The sequence below is a fragment of the Acetivibrio mesophilus genome (genome assembly GCF_004102745.1).
Classification (GTDB): domain Bacteria; phylum Bacillota; class Clostridia; order Acetivibrionales; family Acetivibrionaceae; genus Hungateiclostridium; species Hungateiclostridium mesophilum.
The window spans coordinates 19,450-42,174 of sequence record NZ_RLII01000013.1; the positions used below are offsets into that span (position 1 = coordinate 19,450).

The window sequence follows — 22,725 nt, forward strand, 5'->3', positions numbered from 1 at the left end:
TAAACATGTTTTGTATATATTTCAACAAGCATCTGCATATTACAACATCAAAATTCGACCGTGTCCATAGAATAGGGACAAGGAAATGATTTGAGTCAAAAAGGTCTGGATCTCTAATATTGCCACTTAATAAAAGCTCGGGAGATCGAGTTCCGTCGCTTTTGCCTCTTTCATTTCATTCCAAGAGGGCAAATTAAAGAAAGCGCCCGGCCGATATCCAACCTGACGCTTTCTTGCTTTCTTTTAATTTGCAGCTTACTCCTCTGTTCCCAATACAGCTGCCATGATGTCTCCAAAGGCCCAGTAATCTTTGTCTACATCTGTAAATCGTGTTTCAACGTTCTTTAAAGGCTCCGCTCCCAGTATCCTGTTTATCAGTGAGACACATTCGGAACGCTTTACATTGTTGTCCGGCCGGAATGTATTGTCGGGATATCCTCTAATATATCCATCGGATACTAGCCTTTCTATAAAGCCTTGAGCCCAATGACCTTCTATGTCTGCAAACCTATTATCACTTATGTCTGTCGCCTCAAGATTAAGGTATTTGCAAAGTACCACAGAAAGCTCTGCCCTGGTAATATATCTGTCCGGTCTGAATTCATTATTTTCATATCCGCGGAAATACCCTTTTTCAGACACATAAGATATCGCCCATGCTGCCCAATGGTCTTTTGAAACATCCTTATAATTTATATTTACATTTTTGCCTTTTTCAGCTCCGTCGAGATTGGCAAGAATCACAGCCATCTCAGCCCGGGTAAGACTATTCTCCGGTCTGAAGGTATTATCCTCGTACCCTCTCATATATGCTTTTAATTTACCAATCTCCCCGGATGAAGGAATATCAGTAGGTGAAGGCATTGGAATTTCCGTAGGTGAAGGCGTCGGCTCAACCACCATAGGAGTCTCCGGTATATTGTTATTGCCTCCTCCCGCTCCTCCGGAAGCACCTCCATTGCCGCTTCCTCCTCCAGGAATCGAACCCGGGTCCGGCGTTGTACTAGGCATCGGACTTGTCTTCGGTGTCGAAGTTGGTGTGGGACTCGGTGTCGGCACCGATGTTGGTTCGGATGTCGGCTCCTGTGTTGGAGTTGGTGTCGGTTCTGTCGTTGGGTCCGGTGTTGGCTCCTGTGTTGGAGTTGGTGTCGGTTCTGTCGTTGGGTCCGGTGTTGGCTCTTGCGTCGGAGTCGGTGTTGGTTCTGTCGTTGGGTCCGGTGACGGCTCTTGCGTCGGAGTCGGCGTTGGTTCTATCGTTGGCTCCGGTGTTGGTTCTGGCGTCGGAGTCGGCGTTGGTTCTATCGTTGGCTCCGGTGTTGGTTCTGGCGTCGCAATCACTGCCGAATAGAAATCCAATCCCCTAATAATCGTAAAACCTGTATTGTTTAAATAAGTAATCTCATCTTTGTCTGCTTGAATTCTTGCATATATTCTTGCTCTTTCGGATATTTGCTCTTCATTTACTGCAAGTTCAAATACCGCCGTCTTTTCTTCATAAGGTTTCAGGCCTTTAATTTCTTTCGAACCGATTATATTTTTAAACTCTTTATCGGTCGAGATCTGTACTGTGGCACTCTCTATAGTGCTGTAGCCGGAGTTTCTTACATCTACATAAACTGCTCCGATGCTGTCGGTATAAAGCTCGTTGTAAACCCCGGTTATTTCGACGTCGGTGTATAGCACCTTCAATGATGCTTCATTGTTGGAAGAATTATTATCGTTATCGGATTCCAAAACCGCCCTCAACTCAAAGGCAGAGCAATTACCAGGAACTTTCCAATCAAAGCTTGCCAGTATCGTATCTCCATGGATTAGACGAACATCTCCCATATCTTTTTCAGCAATCAGGTTTTTACCTTCATACAGCGATACCCTGAGGCCTTTTGCCGTTAAATCACCCACGTTCTTTACTTTTACCACAACGGTTGTTTCCTCTCCGGGCAGCGGAGTATCACCTTCAAAATACAACCCGTCCTCCAAAACAGCCAGGTCGGTTTTCCTCACATAACTGGTTGAAGTAAGCTGCGTACCGTCTTTGAAATAAGTGTTTTTATCTTCATCAAGCTTGTATACTGTCTTATTGTATACCGCCATAATTGTGTCTTTAAAACCGGCAATGGTCACACCACGCGGTACTTCCATGGAATTGAAATTCACTTCAATTCCTTCGGTCCATGTAGAGCTCTCCTCTTCATAAGTGCTTATATAAAGTCTTTGTTCTCCCCCCACTGCATTTGTCCAAGCCAGTGCAATTCCCTGTTCTGTATTGGTTGCACTAAGCTCTAAGATGTCTTCAGCCTGGTTTGAGTTTATTATTATCTCAGCACCAAAGGGTCTTTCCAAGGACACCTTGTATATCTTTCCGTCATTGTGCCAAAATACAACCGGTTCCCCGCCTTCTACGGCTATTGCCGGGTGGCTGTCCTCATACATATTGTCAAGAAGTTCTATAGGTTTGGTCCAGCTTCTGCCGTCAAAACTTGTGAAGTAAACCTTGTATATGCCTTCTTCCGAATACTCGTTTGTAACAAAAACATAATATGCTTTATTTCCATACATGTACAATTCACTTTCGGAAACATTGGCTACATTTGTTACAAAAGCCTGCGGTTCTGTCCAGCCTGTACCGTCATTGTACACAAAGTATACGCTGTCCGGGTTCTTACTGTCTCCGGTCATTTTCATGCCGGTATTGTTTACCCATGTGGCAATAACCTTGCCGTTTGCGGCCGCTATTTTTGGAAGCTTGTTAACCCCTTCGGTTCTGTTGGTCAGCACATTGTTCCAAGTATTTTTGCCAATGTCATACTTAGCTATTGATACTTCCATTTTACCGAGTACATTCCTGGTTATATCATCCTCTGTCATGATTGAGGTTGCTCCCATTTCTTCCGACATATCAAGCCATACAGAATATACATTCTTTCCGTCTGCTGCAAGGGCTGGGAAAGCATCTCCGGTACCGTCATTTTCAATTTGTATTGGATTAGACCATTTTCCGTCCTTATATATTGATGAATAAACGGCTGTCCTGTTGTTATCGCTTCTGTTGCTGTCATCGCCAATAAACACCATCATCAAATCGCCGATTTCTTTGTCAACAGCTTTTATCTGTGCCTTCGAATCGGGATAAGCATACCGTACAATTTCATCCTCTCCGATCCACTCCTGGCGTTCCAGGTACTCACGAGTAGCACTGACAAACTTCATTCCCTCACTGTCAAATGCATTATTGGCAATCATCATTAAATTTCTTGGCGAACGCCCGGCATACAATGTCCAAGTATATTCTCCCAAAATATTTTCTTCCGAGAAAAACCACAGGTAGCCATATCCAACTCCGACAGTCAAAGTCACTTCGGTTCTTAATGAAGGAAGATTGACATCAATTTGTCCCTGAACAAATGCTTCTCCAGAAAGCAAACCGTATCCAACTTCCAGACCTAATGAAGCCCTTATCGCAAGATATATGTTAAGCTGTATTTGTACCACCAAGTCAGAAAGACTTTCAAATCGCGAAACATCCGGGACAGCTACATTATAAACCAACTCTACTCCCCCTTCAAATTTCACAGACACATACCCCGAAAGTAAGACTCCTCCTAAAGCACCATCCAAAGGTGCTCTAAACTTAAATTCAATGTTTATGTTTGCGCCGGAACTCCATTCCATTTCCAAAGATTCAAATTCCCACTTCATGGAACGGTCGTTATATACAATTTCTGCGTTAAATGTTGCTTTTAAATCTCCGCCAAATTTTATCGCGCGGCTCTCTTTTCCCAAATCGCCGTAATCCCATTTCATTAAGTCACCCAATATCTCGCCTTCTGCACCGTTCATATTGGAAATAGTAACTTTACCGTCCAAAAGATCATATTCGACTTTAAGACTCATACTTGGCGTTATCGGCACAAGTTTTGTTGATTTAAACAATCCGCAATCATCGGGGAACGGAAGTTCATCACTCGAACCGGTAAAAAATTTCACCACATTATTAAAACTTGATATTTTCGGATTAAAGGCAGTTGCAGAAATTTCTATAGGTTCGTCCCATGGCGCATTTCTCCAAGTGAACTGATTTAATATTCTCAGTTCAGGTGCTATAGTCATTTTTGCATCAACATAATCGGATGTAAACTCACCATAATCTCCACTGGTTTTAACCGCAAACTGGATTCTGTCTCCCACCGTCATTTTTGATTTTATATTATGTATAGTAATAGTGCTAGTGTGGAAAGCTTGTTCCGACTTTGCATTTCCGTTTTTGTCAACCACTCTATAGAGATAAGCGATAACTTCTCCCGCACCTTTTAAATCTGCGGTTAACTTGAATGTAACCGAGTTTTCCAAAAGATTTAAAGGAATGATAGAACTCCTGTTATTTTTGCTGCTGGAATACGCTGACGAAACTTCGGTAATCTCAGGCTGTTTACTTAATTTGATTATGATGTGTCTTCCATCCCTTAATCTTTCATAAAAGGCTTTTTCCGGGAACCCGGATGCTTTTACCGTTATCTTGTCTTCATCAAGCATGATATCTTCAAATCGGAATCTACCGAGATTGTCTGTAATGGTTGTGTTGGATCCAACAATTACCGTTGCTCCTTCAATACTCTTTTTGTCATCTTCATTGTAGACCCATCCCGTTATACTTCCGAAGTCCTCTTTGGATATAAGGTTTTGATCGATTACCCGTACCATTAACCTATCGGAAATGTTTGTGTCCGATGTAACTTTAATAATGTAATCGCTATATCCCCTGCCCGGAAGTACAAATACATCGTCAATACTTCCGCCTTTGTAAATGTACTCGCCATTGTTATCAGTGGTTATTTTATTTGTTACGCCAAAGAGTGAATCTGTAATAGTCAGATCACACGCTTCTGTTACAATAACATCTTTGGATATTCCTCTTCCTGTCTTTATTTTCAAGTCGGGCATTATATCATTTTCTTTTGAACGATATTTTATGAGTTCAAGGGGGTCTACTTTTGATTCATTGCCCGTAACAGGGTCAATAACATATATGCTGGGTTTTACCCTTCCAAAAGTGCCATATTCAACAGGTCTTATTTCTATCGGTATTCTCATCCCGCCCAAAGCCTTTGCTGCATATTCTTTAAGGGTAAGTATAGCACTGTTTTTACCGCTAAAAAACTTTGGATCTACAAAGTATTCGTTCCACAATATTTCTCCGGGCTTTACAACCTCGGAAGATGTTTTAACAAGCTGCATGCTTTCCGTTGTCTTATAGCTTCTAATAAATTCGGAATCCTGCATTGTTATTCTTGGACGGTTTAAATCCGAGTTCCTTCCATTTTTAAACCCTACCCTGTACAACAATTTATCTGACGGATACTTCCTGTCTTCCACTTCAATTATAAGCTTGAGTCTTGAACTGTCTTCCACAACAATGGGAGCATCCGAAGCAAATGTTGCAGATATAACTTCATTAAACGACTCAAGCATACCGTTAAAGTCGGCAGACAAGTTGTAGCTTCCAGCCCTTTCACCTCGAACTATCCAGTTTACAGTCTTACTGCCGCTGGCTGGAAGCGTGCCTATGTTTTCAATTGCTTTACTGCCGCCGACTATGGAAACCCCTGCAGGAGTATTTAAATTTACTACGCAGTTGTTTATGTCATAGTCCCCCATGGTGTTGACTAAATGCAATTTTACATCAAAGAAATCCTTGAGCCATGTCACAGAACCCGGGATATCAAGAATCACCACCACCGGTGCCCTGTTATTGTTACCTGTATTTCCTATTGTGCCTACACGAACAATTCTATCGCCTATAATATGATTTCTGCTAATAGAATTTTCCGAATCATTCGTTGATAGATGGATAATATTGTAAGGCTTGTTCTGGTATACAAGATTGATCTGGTATCTGAACACATTTTGATTTCCCGGTGCCGTTACATCAATACCCGCATTCTTTATTTCCTGAAGGGTCATTTTAGTAGCAGTGAGGCTTCCTACCACCAATTGGGACTTCCTTAACCTAAAGGTTAGATTGTTTTCTTTTCCTTCCTCGATCAGAACCTCCTGCTGTTGTGGCGCATACCCATCTCTATAGGCACCTATTTTATAGATCCCCGGTTCCAATTGCAGGGATGTCATTCCCTTAGAATCTGAAATCTTCTTAAAAATGTTGTCGTCTCCCAAATTGACATATATATTTGTATAAGCCAAGTTTCCTCCATCGCCGTCGAACACGGAGACGTTTATAGTACCCGTCATTCCCTTCTTCACAATTGTTACATTCCTAGAAGCCGTACTTGAGTTTCCTGAAGGGTCGGTAACCTTAAGCACAACTTCATATACTCCTTCTTTGCTGTAAGAGTGTCTGACACTTACCCCGCTTTTCTTTGTGCCATCTCCAAAATCCCATTCGTATCTCGCAATTCTTATGTTGTCTCTCGAAGCACTTGCATCAAACTCAATATCTGCACCCGCTTCAGCCGATGAAGTGCAGTTTATCTGGGCAAAGGGCGCTGTATCATCTATATCCAAAGGAGAAATAGGAATACTCTCTGAAGATGATGTATTTCCATAGGCATCCACTGCAACAATCTTATATATATACCGATATGAAGGATCTAAATTCTGATCCAGAATCATACCAGTTAATTTGGTATATTCACCTATAACGGTTAAGAAATCCGAAACCGTTGTTTTTCGATAAACTCTGAATACTTTTACATTCTCGTCATCACAAGACCAAGACACTTCAAGGCCTCTATTTCTAGCTACCACACTAACCACAGGCTTTGTGGGAGGAGTGTTGTGAATTATATAATCCCTGTACACATAGTCCCCGATATTTCCTTTAGCATCAACGGCATAGGCTCTTACTTTAAGTACGGTTCCTGTCTCAAACCCAGTTGTATCCATACTTTGGTTAAATCCATCATAGGAATATGCCGTATTATGTGTATACAAATCATGCCAGACCTCATCATCCGTGCTGTATTGAACAACTATCTTAGATAGCATGATATCATCCTCTGCAGTTACCGCTATGGAGAAATTGCTGCCGACGGTAGAGCCATCCTTAGGAGTCAAGCTGATAATCTCCGGAGAAATATTATCTGCTATTTCATTAACATCAAGCACTTTTGCACTTATCGGATCGCTAGGAAGGCTTGAGTTTCCTGCAATATCATTGCAAATTACCCTGTAATAATACACAACACCTTGTCTTACATCCTGATCAATGTAGTTTAATGTGTTTAAATTTGAAGCAACAGTATGGTATGGTCCATCGATGCTTACAGAACGCTGAACTGTAAAACCTTTTATATATGGTTCGGAATTAATTCCCCATTTCAACTCAATATGCCCTATACCGCTTAATACCGTCACATCTTCCATCTTTTCCGGAGCGGTCCTGTCGATTATGTATTGGTTAGACGCTGCGGTCTCGGTGCTGTTGCTTCGGTTTCCGCTAGTATCTTCCGCAATAGCTCGTATATAATAAGCACCTTCATCTATTCCGGAAACATCAAGGGTATAATTCCAGTAGTATTTTTTGTATGTGCCGGATATTGATACTGATGTTATGTCTTCCCATATTACACCGTCCAGGGAGCCTTGCAGAATTATTCTCCTCAATGCGGCATTATCCTCAGCCAAAATTGTCAAAGGTATCGACTCCCTAAAGCATGACGGCCAAGGTAAAATGGATGAAATGACTGGGTTTGTAAAATCATCGGTTTTTTGTAGGCGTATGACCTGTGAAAAGTCTTCATCGGTCAATCCGTCACGGTCTGTGACAATGTACTTTACAACATAGTCCCCACTATCATAGTTTTCTATTCTCCATGTTGTGCTAAACAGAAGACCATTAGGCGTTGTAGTATAATCAGTTACTTTGCCTATCCTTATCCAATTTTCTCCTCCATCCTTTGAATATTCAAAAGTCACGGAAATGTTGTTGTTATTTAAAATGTCCTTGGACAAGGCCTTAAGTGTCAATGTTTTGGCAGTTATCGAAACAACATTGTAGCTTCCGTCATAGGCATCCTGTATAAATGGTGCTGCAGGAGCGTGTACCGTAGCTTCACTAAAGTCGGAATAGTTCATTGACGGATCAAAGGCCTTTATACAATAGCTGTATTCTGCTTCCGTTGTCAATCCCTTGTCGGTAAAGCTTGTTGTATAAGACGTCCCAACTTTTTTACCATCCCTATAGATATCATATCCTGCCACATAACTATTGTCACTCGGTGCATCCCAAGAAAGCGTAATACTTTTTCCTGCGCGGGAGCTTACATGCAGGTTTTTCGGTATGCCCGGTGCTTCTTCGTCTCCCACCGTAACAGTTATTTCAACCGGTTCCGAATTGTTTCCCACACTATCCGTTGCCATTACCTTAAAAATATAGGTTTGCCCTTTAGATAGTCCCGTCGCAATATATTGCTTATCATTATATTGGGTTGCAATAAGCTTGCCATCTCTCCATAGAGTATAGGTACAGGAACTACTGTCAGATACATCCCAGGAAATTCTTACACTGTTAACTCCCTGAGCTACCGTAGAATAGTTCTTTAACGCAGGAGCTACTGTGTCAATTCTTGTATAATAGTTGCCGCTTGCTCTTCCGCTGGAATCCGATGCAGAAATACGCCAACGACCATCCTTTAAAATATTCAACATTCCCTCAAATTCCCCAGCTTCATTTGCAACAACTGTTACGTTGTAGGATGATCCAATAATTCGGCCATAATCATCAACTTCGTACGCATATATTCTAACATTGCTGTGGGCATATGCATTGCTTCCTGATATGGTTATATTCCTTTTGTTATAGCCTGAATTAGGGCTAGTAATTTGAATTTTTGGTGTGGTCGGCGGAGGTGTTTCGGGTTCTTTTAGTATTAACGATTCAGAGCCTGTTATATTTGCATACTCATCCATCGCATAAATATCAATTCTGTCAAAATACCCTAGGTCATTCGCCGTTATTTCATAGGAATAATAATCGGTACCCTCCTCCCGGGTAAGAGGAATCATCCAATTATCATTGCCGCTCTTATATATTTGGGAAGCAGACATCATCGTAACTATAGGTTCCGGGAGCTTAATTACCGCCCACACCGAATAAGGGTTGCCGGAAACCTCGGCTTTAATAAGACAATTATCAACTATAGGCTCATTTACATCCGGAGAGATAATTGTAATTTTATTTTGTTCTCCCGGGTAATAAGCCTTGAAGGTGATTATCTCACTTTCCTGCCCGTTATCATCAACAAACTGGAAATAAAGGGTTTTCTGCTTTTCCGGGTTTTCAAATTCATAAGAAACATTGTTGGTCAAGGTTTGATATTCCTCATCTTGAAGTTCATCCAAGCTTTCAGCATAACGAACCTTGGTATAATACATAGTCTTTATCAACAACTCAACATTATTGCTTCTAATTATTGGACTCTTCCCTGCCGCCTCTGCCCATTCCTTTGCAATAATCAAAGGTTTGAGGTCAAGTGGTCCGTAATAATTTAAGTATGCAGACCCTATAAAGCTTCCGTTTAGCTTCACAGAAACACTATAATAATCACTAATAGGTAAAGCACCGATACTATTTTCATGCAGCTCTAAAACATTCTCTCCTGCTCTCTTTACAAGAGGAATTCCGCGTTTTATCACTCTGATATTATTTGCATCCATAATGTCGGCAGTATAGTCTCCCTCTTCCGGAAGGTTCTTTCCAAAAATAAGGTATGGAATCCCATTCTTAATGTATTCAAGATACGGGCTTGAGTATTTAACTGAAACAGTGTATTGTTGCGAAATCTTCAACTCATTATCCGCATCGTACATACGAATACGATAAACGCCGTATGTTAAAGCCTTCTCTGCCTTTATATCGAAATATTTAATGTTGTCTGCGCCCTGCCTTATACTTTCAGTAATAATTTCGCAGTCGATAACATTATCCATGGAATCGAGAATATCAAAGGAATATCCATCTATTATGTCACAAGAAGGTATTGAAATTGTAATTTTATCACCTTCATATACCGCTTCTTGCACGGTAAATGTGCTTGCTTCTCTAGGCTCGATTACCCTGATATATTTGCTTAGGCGGTACTCTTCTTCACCAGCCCCCAAATACAGGTCATATATCTCGTTCCCGGCAACACCTTCCATATCAACTTTTATTGAAATATCCCTAAATTCCCCATTAAAATGACTTTTAGTTGTATCCCATTTCCCAGCTTCAATTGCTTTGCCTGAATTAATGCCTTTCATGATAAGTACCAAGTCCTCAGGGGTTCTTCTAACAAAGGTACAACTAAGCTCTAGTGATTCTCTTTCGGAAATCTCATGTACAATTGAATTTGAACCGGATAGTTCTTTAAATTCGGCATTGGAACATGAATGCTTTATCTCACAGTCTCTGTATACAAATCCTTCTGATGAATTATAGAAATACTCATAATCAGTACCGTTAATTCTTATGTAGTACTGTGTATCTTCTTTCAACTCTTTGAATACTTCCAGTATACCGGTAATATTTACCTGACTCATGCTGTAATTTGGATTTGCATTATAGATCGATGCATTTTTCTTAAGGGTATCTTTTTTAATTGCCCCATAAACCTCGTTATCGGCTACCAATTCTATGTTTATATTCTCATTATCCGCACCCATAATTCCGTTTTCAATTTCGTATCCGCTGATTGTAAATTCAGTCTCTGTGATTGTATCCGGAATCATTGGAGGACTAAATAAAACGCTTTTGTCCCCAACAGCAGCATACTCCTTTGACTGCACTTTAAAGGTTGTGATCGCATATTCTGTATAATTAGAAGATGTTTTATATGAAAATACAATGCTGTATTCTTCTCCCGGAATTAGAAGGGGTCCGCCCATATTCTTCGAAAAATCCAATACAAAAGTGCCATATTCGTTGGGTTTTTCTTTCGACAGCTCAGAAATGGGAAATTCCAGGCCGTTATTTATTCTATTTAGGACTACGTCATATTCCAGCGAATTGCTGACGTTATATGTAGGAACACTTATAATTGATTTTTCAGCGTCCAATATTTTAGGAGTGCCAAGGCTTAAATAGTCACTCCCGGAATAAGCCGTTATGTATGAACCTCTTGTATTTGTATAAAACTCTCCCGGATAACTGATTTTTATACTGTAATTTTTGTACGCTTCCAGAGGCTTTTCAACAAGCAATTTAAATTGCATATATGCCTGCTCCTCGTTGTTTATTGCGCTGTAGCAAACATAATCCGCTTTTGATGCTATAACATTTCCGTACAAGTCTAACAGTTCAACAAAAATATCGTCGGCATTTATATTCTTTATATTATAAAATTGTGTATATACATTAAAATGCGTAACCGATTCATTTAGTGAGCCGCTAGAAACATAATTAAGAATTAAGGCGTCCGTAGGTATTAGTTTCGCAGTCGTATCATATTCCGACACCCCAGCCACAAGCTTAATCTCATAACTCTTACCTTGCTTGGAAACTTCATTAAGAGTGATAGAAGGTATACTTGAATAATATAAAGTTTTTTCAAACTTATTAGGATCATATTTACTGTCTATAGTGTTGTAATTCGAAAAAAAGTCACTATAACTTAGTCTGGTACTATTAATGTTTACAGTGTCGCTGGTTCCAATTAATCTATCCCCATCAAATACTACAAATTTCCCTCTGTTGGTATTTACGTCCTTAAAAAATACTCTGTAATCCGAGTAATAGTCTCCGGTATATGACACACTGTCAGATGGCATATAGACCGATAGTGAATTACCTATTGCTATTACGCTTTCACAGGTATCTATAACTATGTTTCCCAAAATGTCTCTACAGGTTATTTCAATAGTATATTCCCCGTGTTCAACCTTATTACCGAACTCACATACAAATTGCAATATATTATCATCGGGGGTTCCTCTTGCTCCCTTTATGCACTCTTCAGGAATTTCATTTATCGTGTCAATCAATATTCCATCTTTTAATAGCCTGGCTTCAATAAGTATATCTCTGTCCAATATTCCGTACAAAATATCTGCTCCTATATAGGGGGCAGTCACAACTACTGAAGCATTTTCATCGGCTATATATGTATTATCTATAAAGGTATAAATAATGTCGTTTGATGTGGATTCATACTTGTTTATTGAAAACTCCGTAGCACTGTCAAGGCTTACACTCGATAAGCTTATTAAATACTGCTGACCTTTATTTAATTTTACCGCCACAGAATCACTTTTTTTAGGATATGTACGGTTCCATCCCAGGCTGTTGTACTCACTGTCATAAATGTATATGTAGGGGATTTCTGAGCCCGACGCGGTTATTATATAGCAGTCGGTGGCCAAAGGCGTAAATACAAAACTATAATAAGTAGTAGCTTCTTCACTGCCTTTATCATTCAGTATCTTGATTTCACCCTCATTAACATAAATTGCATCCGGTGGAATGGACATTAAGGAAAATCCAGTATTCATACTTTTTTGAGTCTTTGTAGTTGCTGCTCCATCGCTGATTTGAAAAGATTTGTCAAAAACTTGGGTTGTTACTGTGACAGGTTCCTTTAAGGTTCGAAAATTGTCTTTCTGATCTCCTTCTTGTAACAATGGCAATACTATGTTTTTTTTATCGCCATCATAGCTTTCCGAAAAGCGTATATCGCTTTCATTGCTCCCAACAATGTTTTCGATAATGTCGGAAGACTCAATTGGTTGCTGTAGCACATCGCTATTTGCAAAAACAAATATACCACTCATCAGCATATTTGCCAATAACGACACAACAACCAATAGCACCAGCCTATTGGCTATTTTTCTCGGCATTATATTTTACCCCCCAATAATAAAATAAAAAATATATAATTATATAATATGATTATATCATGTATTTGACATAATAATATTATTTTCAACTAAGAAGTGAAAAATTATTTTAAGCTCAACAAATCGGTGTGATGCCTGCTCTTACTTCTTCTGTGTCTATAGTCTAATAAGTGTTTCAATTATCCCCATTTATTCTCCCTCAGTTTAATATTTATAGCCCTTTATTCTTCTCAAACTCATCCATTTCCATATTAATAAAACCATCTATCATAACTCTGTATATCTTTTCTATCATATCAGGATCCGCTCCGTAATCAGTTGCTAAAATCCTCACTTTTTGAATAACCGATTCTACTCTTTGAGGCGCCTTAACATCATTACTATCTTTTTTATATTTTGATGCCTGTTTTACAAACGAGCTACGTTCAGCAATAAGCTTAACTATTTGAGTATCAATTTTATCAATATTGATACGAACTTCCTCTAAACTTTTACATTCCATTTCATACTCCTCCTTAATTGATTTTTGCAAGCAATCAGCATTTAGTTCTATAAAACAAATGTAAACTAAACTATTTTAATGCAACCATTTTAACATAATATACCTAATAATCGTATTAAATCTATTATTCTTGATAAAAAAGTATTTGGTACAAATAAATTCTCCCATTAGCTCTTATAGATCCTCAACATTGAATTTGCCTTCCTTTGAAATTCATAATCAACTAATTGTTCTTCTACCTTCCAACCACTGCTTTGAATAAATTCAAGGAGTGTTTCCATCTCACTATATCTCTTGCTCTTTAAATCTACCAATGGAAAAATACGAACCTGCTTTTTCGTCACACGTAATAGCTCCTTAATAGTTTCCTTATGGAAAGCAAGACTTAACCGGTCCGCATAGGTGAAGAGAAAGTGCGCAGACAACGTAATATCAAACTGTTCATCCTCAAAAGGCAATTCTGGCAAAACACACGGAACATAAACATCCGGATTTGATTTCATATGAGCCACACAATCACACAATGCCTGGCGACGGCTCCTTTTAAGGGAATCCACATCCTTGAAATAATTCCATATATACTGTTCCCTAGTCATAGATAAACTTGAAACTATTTGTGAAATGTCCATTAATCCCTTCTCATAGAGTTTTACAGCAGAATGATAATAGGCAATATCTGCAGCTGTTACCTTTCCTCCTAAAGAATTTGCAATTGCAGCGAAGGAACAAGAACCCGCAGGTACATCTAGAATTGTATTATTCTTAACAACATCATCTGACAAATCAAACATTGCCTTGTATTCATCATAAGTTCTTCCGATAAATACGATCTCCGGCAAATCTAATCCTTTAAATTCAATTTCTCTACTCATCTCTTCTCAACTCTCCTCAACTAATATATTAGGATTTAGTCAGTTTCAAGTAACACCTTGATTCACAGCGTTATACCACCCGCCCTCCAGAGCTGTCTTCTCCCAAATTTTAGTAATTGCACTTATTCATTCTTAATTAAATCAATATTGTTTATATATGAGCGAACCGATTCTATATTTTTTTGAATGTCCAAGAGAGAAATATAGCGTGGATTTACGTTGTCGCATGGAATAATTATCTCGCCGATATTATCAAGTGCTATAATCGTCTGAAACATATTTGTATACTGAGATTCAATAGTTTTATAATACTGTTGTAACTTTTCTAAATAAAGCATTTTAAGTGTAGGATCAAAACTCTTTGATAGCGCCCAAATTATTTTGTAATCATTAATAATTTCTCTTTTAAGCAATGAGATTAAAGCTTTTTTAATCTGTTCACCGTCAAAATCATCAATGTTAAGGTCATCAATTTCATTAATGGCAGTTTTTTGACCTTTAAAAGTTATTCTTTCAAGTATAAGACCACAACATTGTACAGTATCTTCAAGTTCTTTAACATCACTGCAATTTGATAATATTTCCATAATCTTTTCCTGAGTAATTCTGTTAATTTGTACCACCCTCTCCAAACCGTCAATTATAACTATTCTTTGTATACTCACCCATCAGCATTAAGCTTTCTAGTCATAAAAATCATTTTCTCCTTGTTATCATTATATAAATTATTGCAGCATAAACCCATGTAAATATTGAAGCAATGATTATTACTGCCTTAGGGTAGTATTATTTCTATGTTTGTTTATTAATTAGTACCTAAAAATCCTTCAAATATCTTTGACTTTTTTTCATCATTATCTGTTTTATAAAATTCAATTATTCTTTCAATGCTCTTCTTTGTACTATAATCAATTTTATCTCCATTCTGTAAATATACTATACAATCAGTGAACTTTTTGTCCGCCATATCCTTTTCATCCTTATTCAAGTAAATAAGTCCTTGCTGAATTAACGCTACCGCAGTATAAGAATTGCAAGACTTTTTATATTGATCTAAATGAACTTTTTCATTCTCTGCTATTACCTCCTCATAAACTTGCATCGCCTCCTCATCCTCACCAATTTCCTCCAAACATTTTGCTTTACTTAAAAGCACCTGAAAAATAAAAATTCTTTTGGTGATGTCTTCTGAAATTTCTTTTCTAAGCGCACTAATTGACTGTTCATATTGCACAATAGCATTTTTATAATCATTATCATAAAAATATTGATTTCCTGCTGTATAATATTTATCCCACTCATTCGAATTGACATAAGAATTAATACTATTAAAAGTAAAGGAATTTATAATGATAATTATTATCAATACAGCTAGAATGCTTGAAAAAACTATTACTATCGATTTTCTCATAATTCACCCCCTAATATACTGTTATCTTCTTAATATCTTCCTTATTCTCAGTATTTCATTTTAATTTATATGTGCTTTTAAAATAGTTTGGCCTCAAAGTTATTCTCTGGAATTATAATGCATCCTTTATCTCAGAAATACGTCGTATAACACCCCAACTTATAGGCATTTACTACTGTCGCTAATACTCTAATTTAGCTAAATTCCTTATTAACTTTATATGCGAGTAATTCTTGGAGAATCAATAAAATATTTACCAAAGTATTTGTATAAACTCATTATAACAAATTATTACCATCATAAACAAGAATTTTTATAGACATTATTGTTTTAACGTCTAGTAGCCATTAAGATAAACAATACTTTTAATACATAAATAAAAGCTCGGGACATCGAGTCCCTTCGCTTTTGCCTCTTTCATTTCATTCCAAGAGGCAAAAAAAAGAGGTTAGTCCTTTGACAGACTAACCCATGTAAAGGGGGTCAAAATGTATTTTGTGAGGTCATTTATAGTATTGACCCATATCCGGGCTTTTTATACAAACTTTATAAAAATTTTTAAAAAAATTATTCTTCCCCTCTAAATCTGTTTTTTATCTCCGTTACAATAGCTTCTATATCCTTACCCGAACAATTCACGGTAATATCCGCGTGCTTTTCATACAATGGCACCCTCTCACTATACAATGCAATCAGAGTTTGGTCCTTATCCATAGCAATTCCCCGGCTGGATATATTGGCTATCCTGCGTTCAATCTCATCATACCTTAGCTGCAGATAGACAAGCATACTATCCTTTTTAAAATGGTTCAATGCCGAATTGCTGTAGATCATACTTCCCCCCGTTGCAATAACATGGTTTTTGACATTTAGCTCAAGAGCTATCTTCTCCTCAATAGAAAGGAATTTTTCAACACCAATTTCATTAATAATCTCCTGTAGGTACTTGTTATGCTTTTGCTGTATCAGCAGATCCGTATCGATAAAAGGCATTTTCATTGCTTTTGCCAGAAGTACTCCCACAGTGCTTTTGCCGGCTCCCGGCATACCTATAAGTACAATATTTGTTTTCTTCATAATCTACCCCTTAATAAGAAATCTTTTTATTTATATGAGGTAAGAAAACTTTTCTGCAACCGAAAAATTTTCTTTGAACCTGGGTGTTATAATAACACCTATATGTCAATACTATATACAGAATATATATGCATTAAGTTGTACTTGCAAACATTTTTTCAGTTCGGCTTAAATCATTTATCATTTAGTTTATCCAAAAATCAGGAGGAAAATAGAATGGATCAAAACAACGATAGAATTATGAATGCGGAAAGTCTGAATATAGATGCAACCTTGGAAAAGCTGTCAAATGAGCTAAAACCCGATGAGACTTTGATTTTGGATGTTGGAAACAACTATTTTGACCAAACGGACACCATATACGATACACTGGTTATGAAGGGCTACGATGTAAGAAAGTCCTTTAAAAACGGCAGAAATCAAATACTTGTTACCAAAAGACAACTCAGATAATAATCCAAATAAATTAAGCTCAGCGAATGCTGAGCTTTTCTCTCAAGATATTTAGATTTCGCATTTATACTTTTTAATTGCTCCGGTAGGACAAACGCCTATACATTCACTGCAGTTGATGCAGGCATCCGGATTTATCTTTGCCAACGTTCCCTGAACCTCTATAGCACCATGTTGGCAAACCTTGGAGCATTTTCCGCAGCCAATGCATCCCACAGTGCAGTTCTTTCTCACCACAGCTCCCTTATCTAGACTAGAGCATGCAACTGTATACTCATTGGACTTTGGAACTATTTTTATTATTCTCTTAGGGCAAGAAGCTACACACTTTTCACATGCCTTGCACCTTGACTCAATAATTCTAGCCAAACCGTTTATCATCACAATTGCATCAAAGGGACAAGCTCTTTTACAATTACCCAGACCCACGCAACCATAAGTACATGCTGAAGGTCCGCCAAAAAGGGGCGCTGCTGCTGCGCAATCCTCAATTCCCGAGTACTCATACTTTTGCTTGCAGGATTCATAAGTCCCAGAGCACATAACCCTAGCAACCTTGACCACAGCCGCTTCAGCCTTTACCCCGAGAATCTCACCAATTTTATCGGCAACCTCCTGGCCTCCTACAGGACAGGCATTGGGTTTGCATTTTCCCTCAACAACGCCCTCTGCAAATGCATCACAGCCCGTCTGTCCACAGGCACCGCAATTGGCACCCGGTAAAACCTCCCTTATCATGCCAACTCTCTCATCAACCTTCACTTCAAATTTCTTTGACGCAATGGAAAGACCGAGCCCCGACAAAAGGCCTATACCTCCAATAATAGCAGTTGGTATTAACAAATCGTAAACCATATTCTAAACAACCCCTCTTAATGATCTGGAAAAACATTCTTATATACCAAGAAGTCCTTGGAAACCAAAAAATGCCAGGGAAACAAAAGCCGCTGAAATCAGTGCTATCGGAAGTCCCTTAAACGATTCCGGTATATTACTGTACTCCAATTTTTCCCTTACCCCTGCAAATAAAACCAGTGCCAGAGTAAATCCAAGCCCTGCCGCAAAACCATAAACGGTGGATTCCAAAACATCATATCCCACGTCAACATTCAGCAATGCAACCCCCAGCACAGCACAGTTAGTGGTAATAAGCGGAAGATAAATACCCAATGCCCTGTAAAGCGGAGGTACAAACTTCTTCAATATGATTTCAACAAGCTGTACAAGCGCAGCTATAACAAGAATAAACAATATAGTCTGCAGGTATTCAAGCCCATAGGTTACAAGTAAACGGTTATACAGCAATCTTGTCACTAATGAAGCAATGGTCATAACAAAGGTTACTGCAAAGCCCATTCCTGTTGCTGTTGAAAGCTTCTTCGAAACCCCGAGAAACGGACAGATTCCCAAAAACTGCGAAAGTACGAAATTCTTCACCAGCAAAGCAGATATAGTTATAGTCATCAAACTACCAAGTCTAGATAAAGCCTCCATTACTATATAAAATAACTCCATTACATTTGAGCCTCCTCGCCATTATTTGAAGCCCCGCAAGGCATGGGACATGATTCACAGCCCTTATGCTCAATCTTTACTGCTGAGAATTTATTTATGGCTGCCAATATAAATCCAAACGCCAGAAACCCTCCGGGAGGAAGTATCATGATTATTGCCGGTTCAAAAACTCCACCGGTAACATTCATTCCAAACCATGTGCCGTTCCCAAGTATCTCTCTAAAACTTCCCATAACAAGAAGTGCAAGGGTAAAGCCTATCCCCATACCCACACCATCAAGAATCGACATAACGGGATTATTCTTGTTTGCAAACATCTCTGCCCTGGCAAGTATTATACAGTTTACAACTATAAGAGGTATAAATATGCCTAACTGTTTATCAATAGCAGGAAGGTATGCCTTAAGAAGCATCTGCACTATTGTCACAAAACCCGAAATAATTGTTATATAGGCTGGTATTCTGACTTTGTCAGGTATTACTTTTCTCAAAAGGGAAATCACTGCATTTGAACCCATCAACACCAGTGTAACAGCAGCACCCATTCCAATAGCATTTTCGGCCGATGTTGTTACAGCCAAAGTAGGGCAAGTACCAAGAACGAGCCTGAATACCGGATTCTCCTTTATTATCCCTTTCGTTACAGTCTTAAAACCGCTCATTTCATAAATCCCCCTCTAATTTGCTAAGCTCCGTGTTAACATTAAGAGCTGCCTGAACTGCTTTTGTTACAGCCTTTGAAGTTATGGTCGCTCCGCTTATGGCATCAATCTCTTCATCCTTTGTCTTGTTATTTTTCACCACAGTCAGCGCACCCTTTGGCGAAATACCCTGAAACTGGGATATAAAAGGTTCATCTTTTGCTTTGGAACCAAGACCCGGTGTTTCATTGTTGTCACCAATCTTTACTCCGGTTATTGTCCCTTCGCTGTCTATCCCCACTGTTATTTTTATCGTGCCTCCATACCCCTTTGTTTCTGTAAGGAACACTCTGCCAATGGCATCTTCTCCTTTAAATCCTACAAATGCCTTCTTTACAGGAAAAAGAGCCTCATTATCGTTTATTACTGCCTCAAGACCTTGAATTTCTTCAAAGCTTTCGGCCAAGGACAATACTTCTTTTCTTGCACTCTCCTCCTCTAGTCTTGCCGCCTCGGCTATCTTATCCTTTGTCAAGGAATTGGTAAATGCCAAAGCCAAAGTAACAACGGAACATATTAATAATAAAACTACTGTTGGTTTAACTATATCACTCAACTGCTTTTCCACCTCCAAAACTTTTGGGAACAGTATATCTATCAATCAATGGAACCATAATATTCATTATAAGGATTGCAAAGGATACCCCTTCCGGATAATTGGTAAAAAGTCTTATGATTCCCGTAAGAAGTCCACATCCTATCGCCATAATTATCTGCCCTTTAATGGTCATAGGCGAAGTTGCATAATCCGTAGCCATATAAATTGCCCCCAGAATCAGACCGCCGGATAGTATATGATATAAAAAGTCACCGTTAAATAATACCGAGCCACCAAACACCCATGTAAACAAACCCAGGGTTCCGATGTATGCCAGAGGTATTTGTGGACCTATAACCCTTCTTGCCACAAGGTAAATCCCCCCTAGCAAAAGAGCTGCAGCAGAAACCTCTCCTATACATCCTCCTACATTACCCAAAAAAAGGTCTTTATAGGACGGAAAAACAATTGATGCCGTATCTTCTGCCTTCAACAAAGCAAGAGGAGTTGCCGAAGAAACTTCATCCACACCCGGTATTGCCCAATTTGTCATGTGTCCTGCATAGGAAATAAACAAAAACACTCTTGCCCCCAGTGCAGGATTTATAAAATTCTGCCCCAAACCGCCAAACAACTGTTTTATGACAACTACTGCCACAACTGCTCCTATCGCAACCATCCACAGAGGTGCTGTAGGCGGAAGGTTTAACGCCAGCAGAAGCCCTGTAACCACTGCACTCAAATCTGAAATTGTATTGCTTCTTTTCATCAGCCTTCTTGAGAAATACTCTGACAACACGCAGGTCAAGATACTTACCAAAATCACCAGCAGTGTCCTAGGCCCAAAAAAGAACACGCCTGCCAATGACGCCGGAAGAAGGGCAATAATTACATCCAGCATTATCCGCCTTGTATTTGCATTATCCCTTATATGAGGCGATGATGATACTACAAAACTATTCTCCAAATTATTTACCCCCTTTCGCTGCCGCCTGTTTTACCTGTGCCTTGCCAAGCCTTATTGACTGTACAAGATTTATCTTTGCCGGACACACATAGGAACAGCTGCCACATTCAATGCAATCCATTACATGGTACTTATTAAGCTCTTCAATTTCTTCCTTTAACGAATTGTTATTCAGATAGAGAGGAAGTAAATTCATCGGACACGCTTTTACACACCTTCCGCACCTTATGCAAGCTTGCTCCTGAGGCAATACAGCACTTGTTTCATCAAAAGCCAGTAGCGCATTTGTATGCTTAAGCACCGGTGTATTTAGCGTAAACTGGGCTATTCCCATCATTGGTCCACCCATCAAAATCTTTTTTGGAACGATACCGAAACCTCCGCAGAAATTGAAAACTTCAGATACCGGTGTCCCTATCAAAGCCTCCACATTGGACGGTCTCTTAACTGAAGGTCCGTCCACCGTGACCCTTTTCTTTATAAGGGGCATTCCGGTCTTGGTATACTCCGATATAAACGACACACTGTTTACATTCATGACAATTACTCCAACATCCGCAGGCAACTTCCCAGGTGGAACTTTTCTTCCGGTTGTGGCATAAATAAGCATTTTCTCTGCACCTTGCGGATACCGGGATTTAAGCTTGATTACATTTATTTTATCGTTTGTTGCCGCAACACGAGTCATCTCTTTTATGGCTTCCGGCTTGTTATCCTCAATACCTATCAGTACATTATCGATTTCAAGAACTTCCATAATAATATTGATTCCGCTGATTACATTCCAAGAGTTCTCAATAATTTCTCGGTAATCGGAAGTTATATATGGCTCACACTCAGCGGCATTGATAATCAATGTGTCTATCTTTATGCCTGGAGGAGGTGAAAGCTTGACATGAGCCGGAAATCCCGCACCGCCAAGTCCTACCAGTCCGGATTCCCGAATGACTGAAATAAATTCGTTGCTGTTGGAAAAATTAGGTGGTTTAATACCTTCATAGACTTCTTGATTTCCATCGGTCTTAATTTCCACTGATGTAACGTAAACCCCTCCCGCATAAAGCATCGGAGCTACATCGGTTACTGTTCCGGATACACTTGAATGGATGGGCGACGATATATACTTATTAGAATTCCCAATTATCTGTCCCACCCGAACAGTATCTCCCTTCTTCACACAGGGTTCGCACGGTGCTCCGATATGCTGAAGCATAGGAATTGTTACCTTTTCCGGAACCCCCATTTTGACCGTTTCACATCCAGCAGTATTTTTCGAATGAGGAACTGTAGTTCCCCCCCTAAAGAAATTCTTAACAAACATTTGAATGACCCCATTTAAAATAGTTTTTATTTCCTGCAATAAAATTACACATAGCGCAAGTATCTGTCTTTTATATGCTCACTCTTTCATAATAACATATCGGCAATTTTAATAAAATATTTTGATTTGTGTAAAACAGGCAATTATTACCATGGCGCAAAATTAGTGGATTTTTGTAATCTTTGTAGGTATACTGTATACAACTTTAAATATTCCACAATGCATACTAAAAATGAGCAATTTCTACAATAAGCTATTCGAGTAGAGCAATAAACCCCATCCCCATTGACAGGTCTTTTTTATTTTCTTCGGCAGGTTATCTTTTTACACTGAATATTATATTTGCAACTCTCTAATAAGTCAAATAAGAATTTGCCAAATTTCAAGACCTCATAATACCCGTTTGCATTCTATTTTCTATAAAACAGCGTTATCCTTATATTCGTTTGCATCGGTTTTTTTATAAATTTACCAACATATATATTTATATAGGACTTTTGATTAAAGCATATCCCTTTATTAAATAATAGTATTGGAGAA

Annotated in this window: 13 protein-coding genes; 1 reads left to right on the forward strand and 12 read right to left on the reverse strand. The window is 38.8% G+C overall.

Going from position 1 to position 22,725, the window contains the following annotated elements:
- Nucleotides 1-255 precede the first annotated feature (255 nt).
- From EFD62_RS10535 to EFD62_RS10560, 6 genes are all read right to left on the reverse strand, one after another.
- Complete coding sequence (locus EFD62_RS10535; RefSeq protein ID WP_128706086.1) at nucleotides 256-12,828, reverse strand: S-layer homology domain-containing protein; 12,573 nt, start codon at nucleotides 12,826-12,828, stop codon at nucleotides 256-258.
- Nucleotides 12,829-13,039: 211 nt separating this feature from the next.
- Nucleotides 13,040-13,330, reverse strand: coding sequence for a chorismate mutase (locus EFD62_RS10540; RefSeq protein ID WP_069195463.1), 291 nt, complete (start codon nucleotides 13,328-13,330; stop codon nucleotides 13,040-13,042).
- Between the two features lie 167 nt (nucleotides 13,331-13,497).
- Nucleotides 13,498-14,202: a class I SAM-dependent methyltransferase gene (locus EFD62_RS10545; RefSeq protein ID WP_069195462.1), complete on the reverse strand. Its 705-nt coding sequence runs from the start codon at nucleotides 14,200-14,202 to the stop codon at nucleotides 13,498-13,500.
- Between the two features lie 122 nt (nucleotides 14,203-14,324).
- Complete coding sequence (locus tag EFD62_RS10550) at nucleotides 14,325-14,867, reverse strand: hypothetical protein (RefSeq protein WP_069195461.1); 543 nt, start codon at nucleotides 14,865-14,867, stop codon at nucleotides 14,325-14,327.
- 140 nt (nucleotides 14,868-15,007) lie between these two features.
- Nucleotides 15,008-15,613: a tetratricopeptide repeat protein gene (locus tag EFD62_RS10555; RefSeq protein WP_069195460.1), complete on the reverse strand. Its 606-nt coding sequence runs from the start codon at nucleotides 15,611-15,613 to the stop codon at nucleotides 15,008-15,010.
- 567 nt (nucleotides 15,614-16,180) lie between these two features.
- A complete protein-coding gene (locus EFD62_RS10560) occupies nucleotides 16,181-16,690 on the reverse strand; it encodes a shikimate kinase (protein WP_069195459.1) in 510 nt (169 codons plus the stop codon).
- Nucleotides 16,691-16,906: 216 nt separating this feature from the next.
- Between EFD62_RS10560 and EFD62_RS10565 the strand changes: the two genes are divergently transcribed.
- On the forward strand, nucleotides 16,907-17,143 hold the full coding sequence (locus tag EFD62_RS10565; RefSeq protein ID WP_069195458.1) for a hypothetical protein: 237 nt from the start codon (nucleotides 16,907-16,909) through the stop codon (nucleotides 17,141-17,143).
- Between the two features lie 51 nt (nucleotides 17,144-17,194).
- On the opposite strand, the gene EFD62_RS10570 is transcribed toward EFD62_RS10565, so the two are convergent.
- Genes EFD62_RS10570 through rsxC form a run of 6 tightly spaced genes read right to left on the reverse strand, consistent with a single transcriptional unit; the run spans nucleotide 17,195 to nucleotide 22,185 of the window.
- Nucleotides 17,195-17,998 carry an RnfABCDGE type electron transport complex subunit B gene (locus EFD62_RS10570; RefSeq protein ID WP_069195457.1) on the reverse strand — a complete coding sequence of 268 codons (804 nt, stop codon included), beginning with the start codon at nucleotides 17,996-17,998 and terminating at the stop codon, nucleotides 17,195-17,197.
- Between the two features lie 39 nt (nucleotides 17,999-18,037).
- Nucleotides 18,038-18,658, reverse strand: a complete 621-nt coding sequence (rsxA, locus tag EFD62_RS10575) for an electron transport complex subunit RsxA (protein ID WP_235832634.1) — start codon at nucleotides 18,656-18,658, stop codon at nucleotides 18,038-18,040.
- Complete coding sequence (rsxE, locus tag EFD62_RS10580; protein ID WP_069195456.1) at nucleotides 18,658-19,320, reverse strand: electron transport complex subunit RsxE; 663 nt, start codon at nucleotides 19,318-19,320, stop codon at nucleotides 18,658-18,660. The genes rsxA and rsxE overlap by 1 nt, the downstream gene beginning before the upstream one ends.
- A 1-nt stretch (nucleotide 19,321) precedes the next feature.
- A complete protein-coding gene (locus tag EFD62_RS10585) occupies nucleotides 19,322-19,915 on the reverse strand; it encodes an RnfABCDGE type electron transport complex subunit G (RefSeq protein WP_069195455.1) in 594 nt (197 codons plus the stop codon).
- Nucleotides 19,908-20,864, reverse strand: coding sequence for an RnfABCDGE type electron transport complex subunit D (locus EFD62_RS10590; RefSeq protein WP_069195454.1), 957 nt, complete (start codon nucleotides 20,862-20,864; stop codon nucleotides 19,908-19,910). Before EFD62_RS10590 ends, EFD62_RS10585 begins: the two co-directional genes overlap by 8 nt.
- A gap of 1 nt (nucleotide 20,865) precedes the next feature.
- The gene (gene rsxC / locus EFD62_RS10595; RefSeq protein WP_069195453.1) at nucleotides 20,866-22,185 is read right to left on the reverse strand and encodes an electron transport complex subunit RsxC; all 1,320 of its coding nucleotides are present in this window, start codon (nucleotides 22,183-22,185) and stop codon (nucleotides 20,866-20,868) included.
- Between the last annotated feature and the right edge of the window lie 540 nt (nucleotides 22,186-22,725).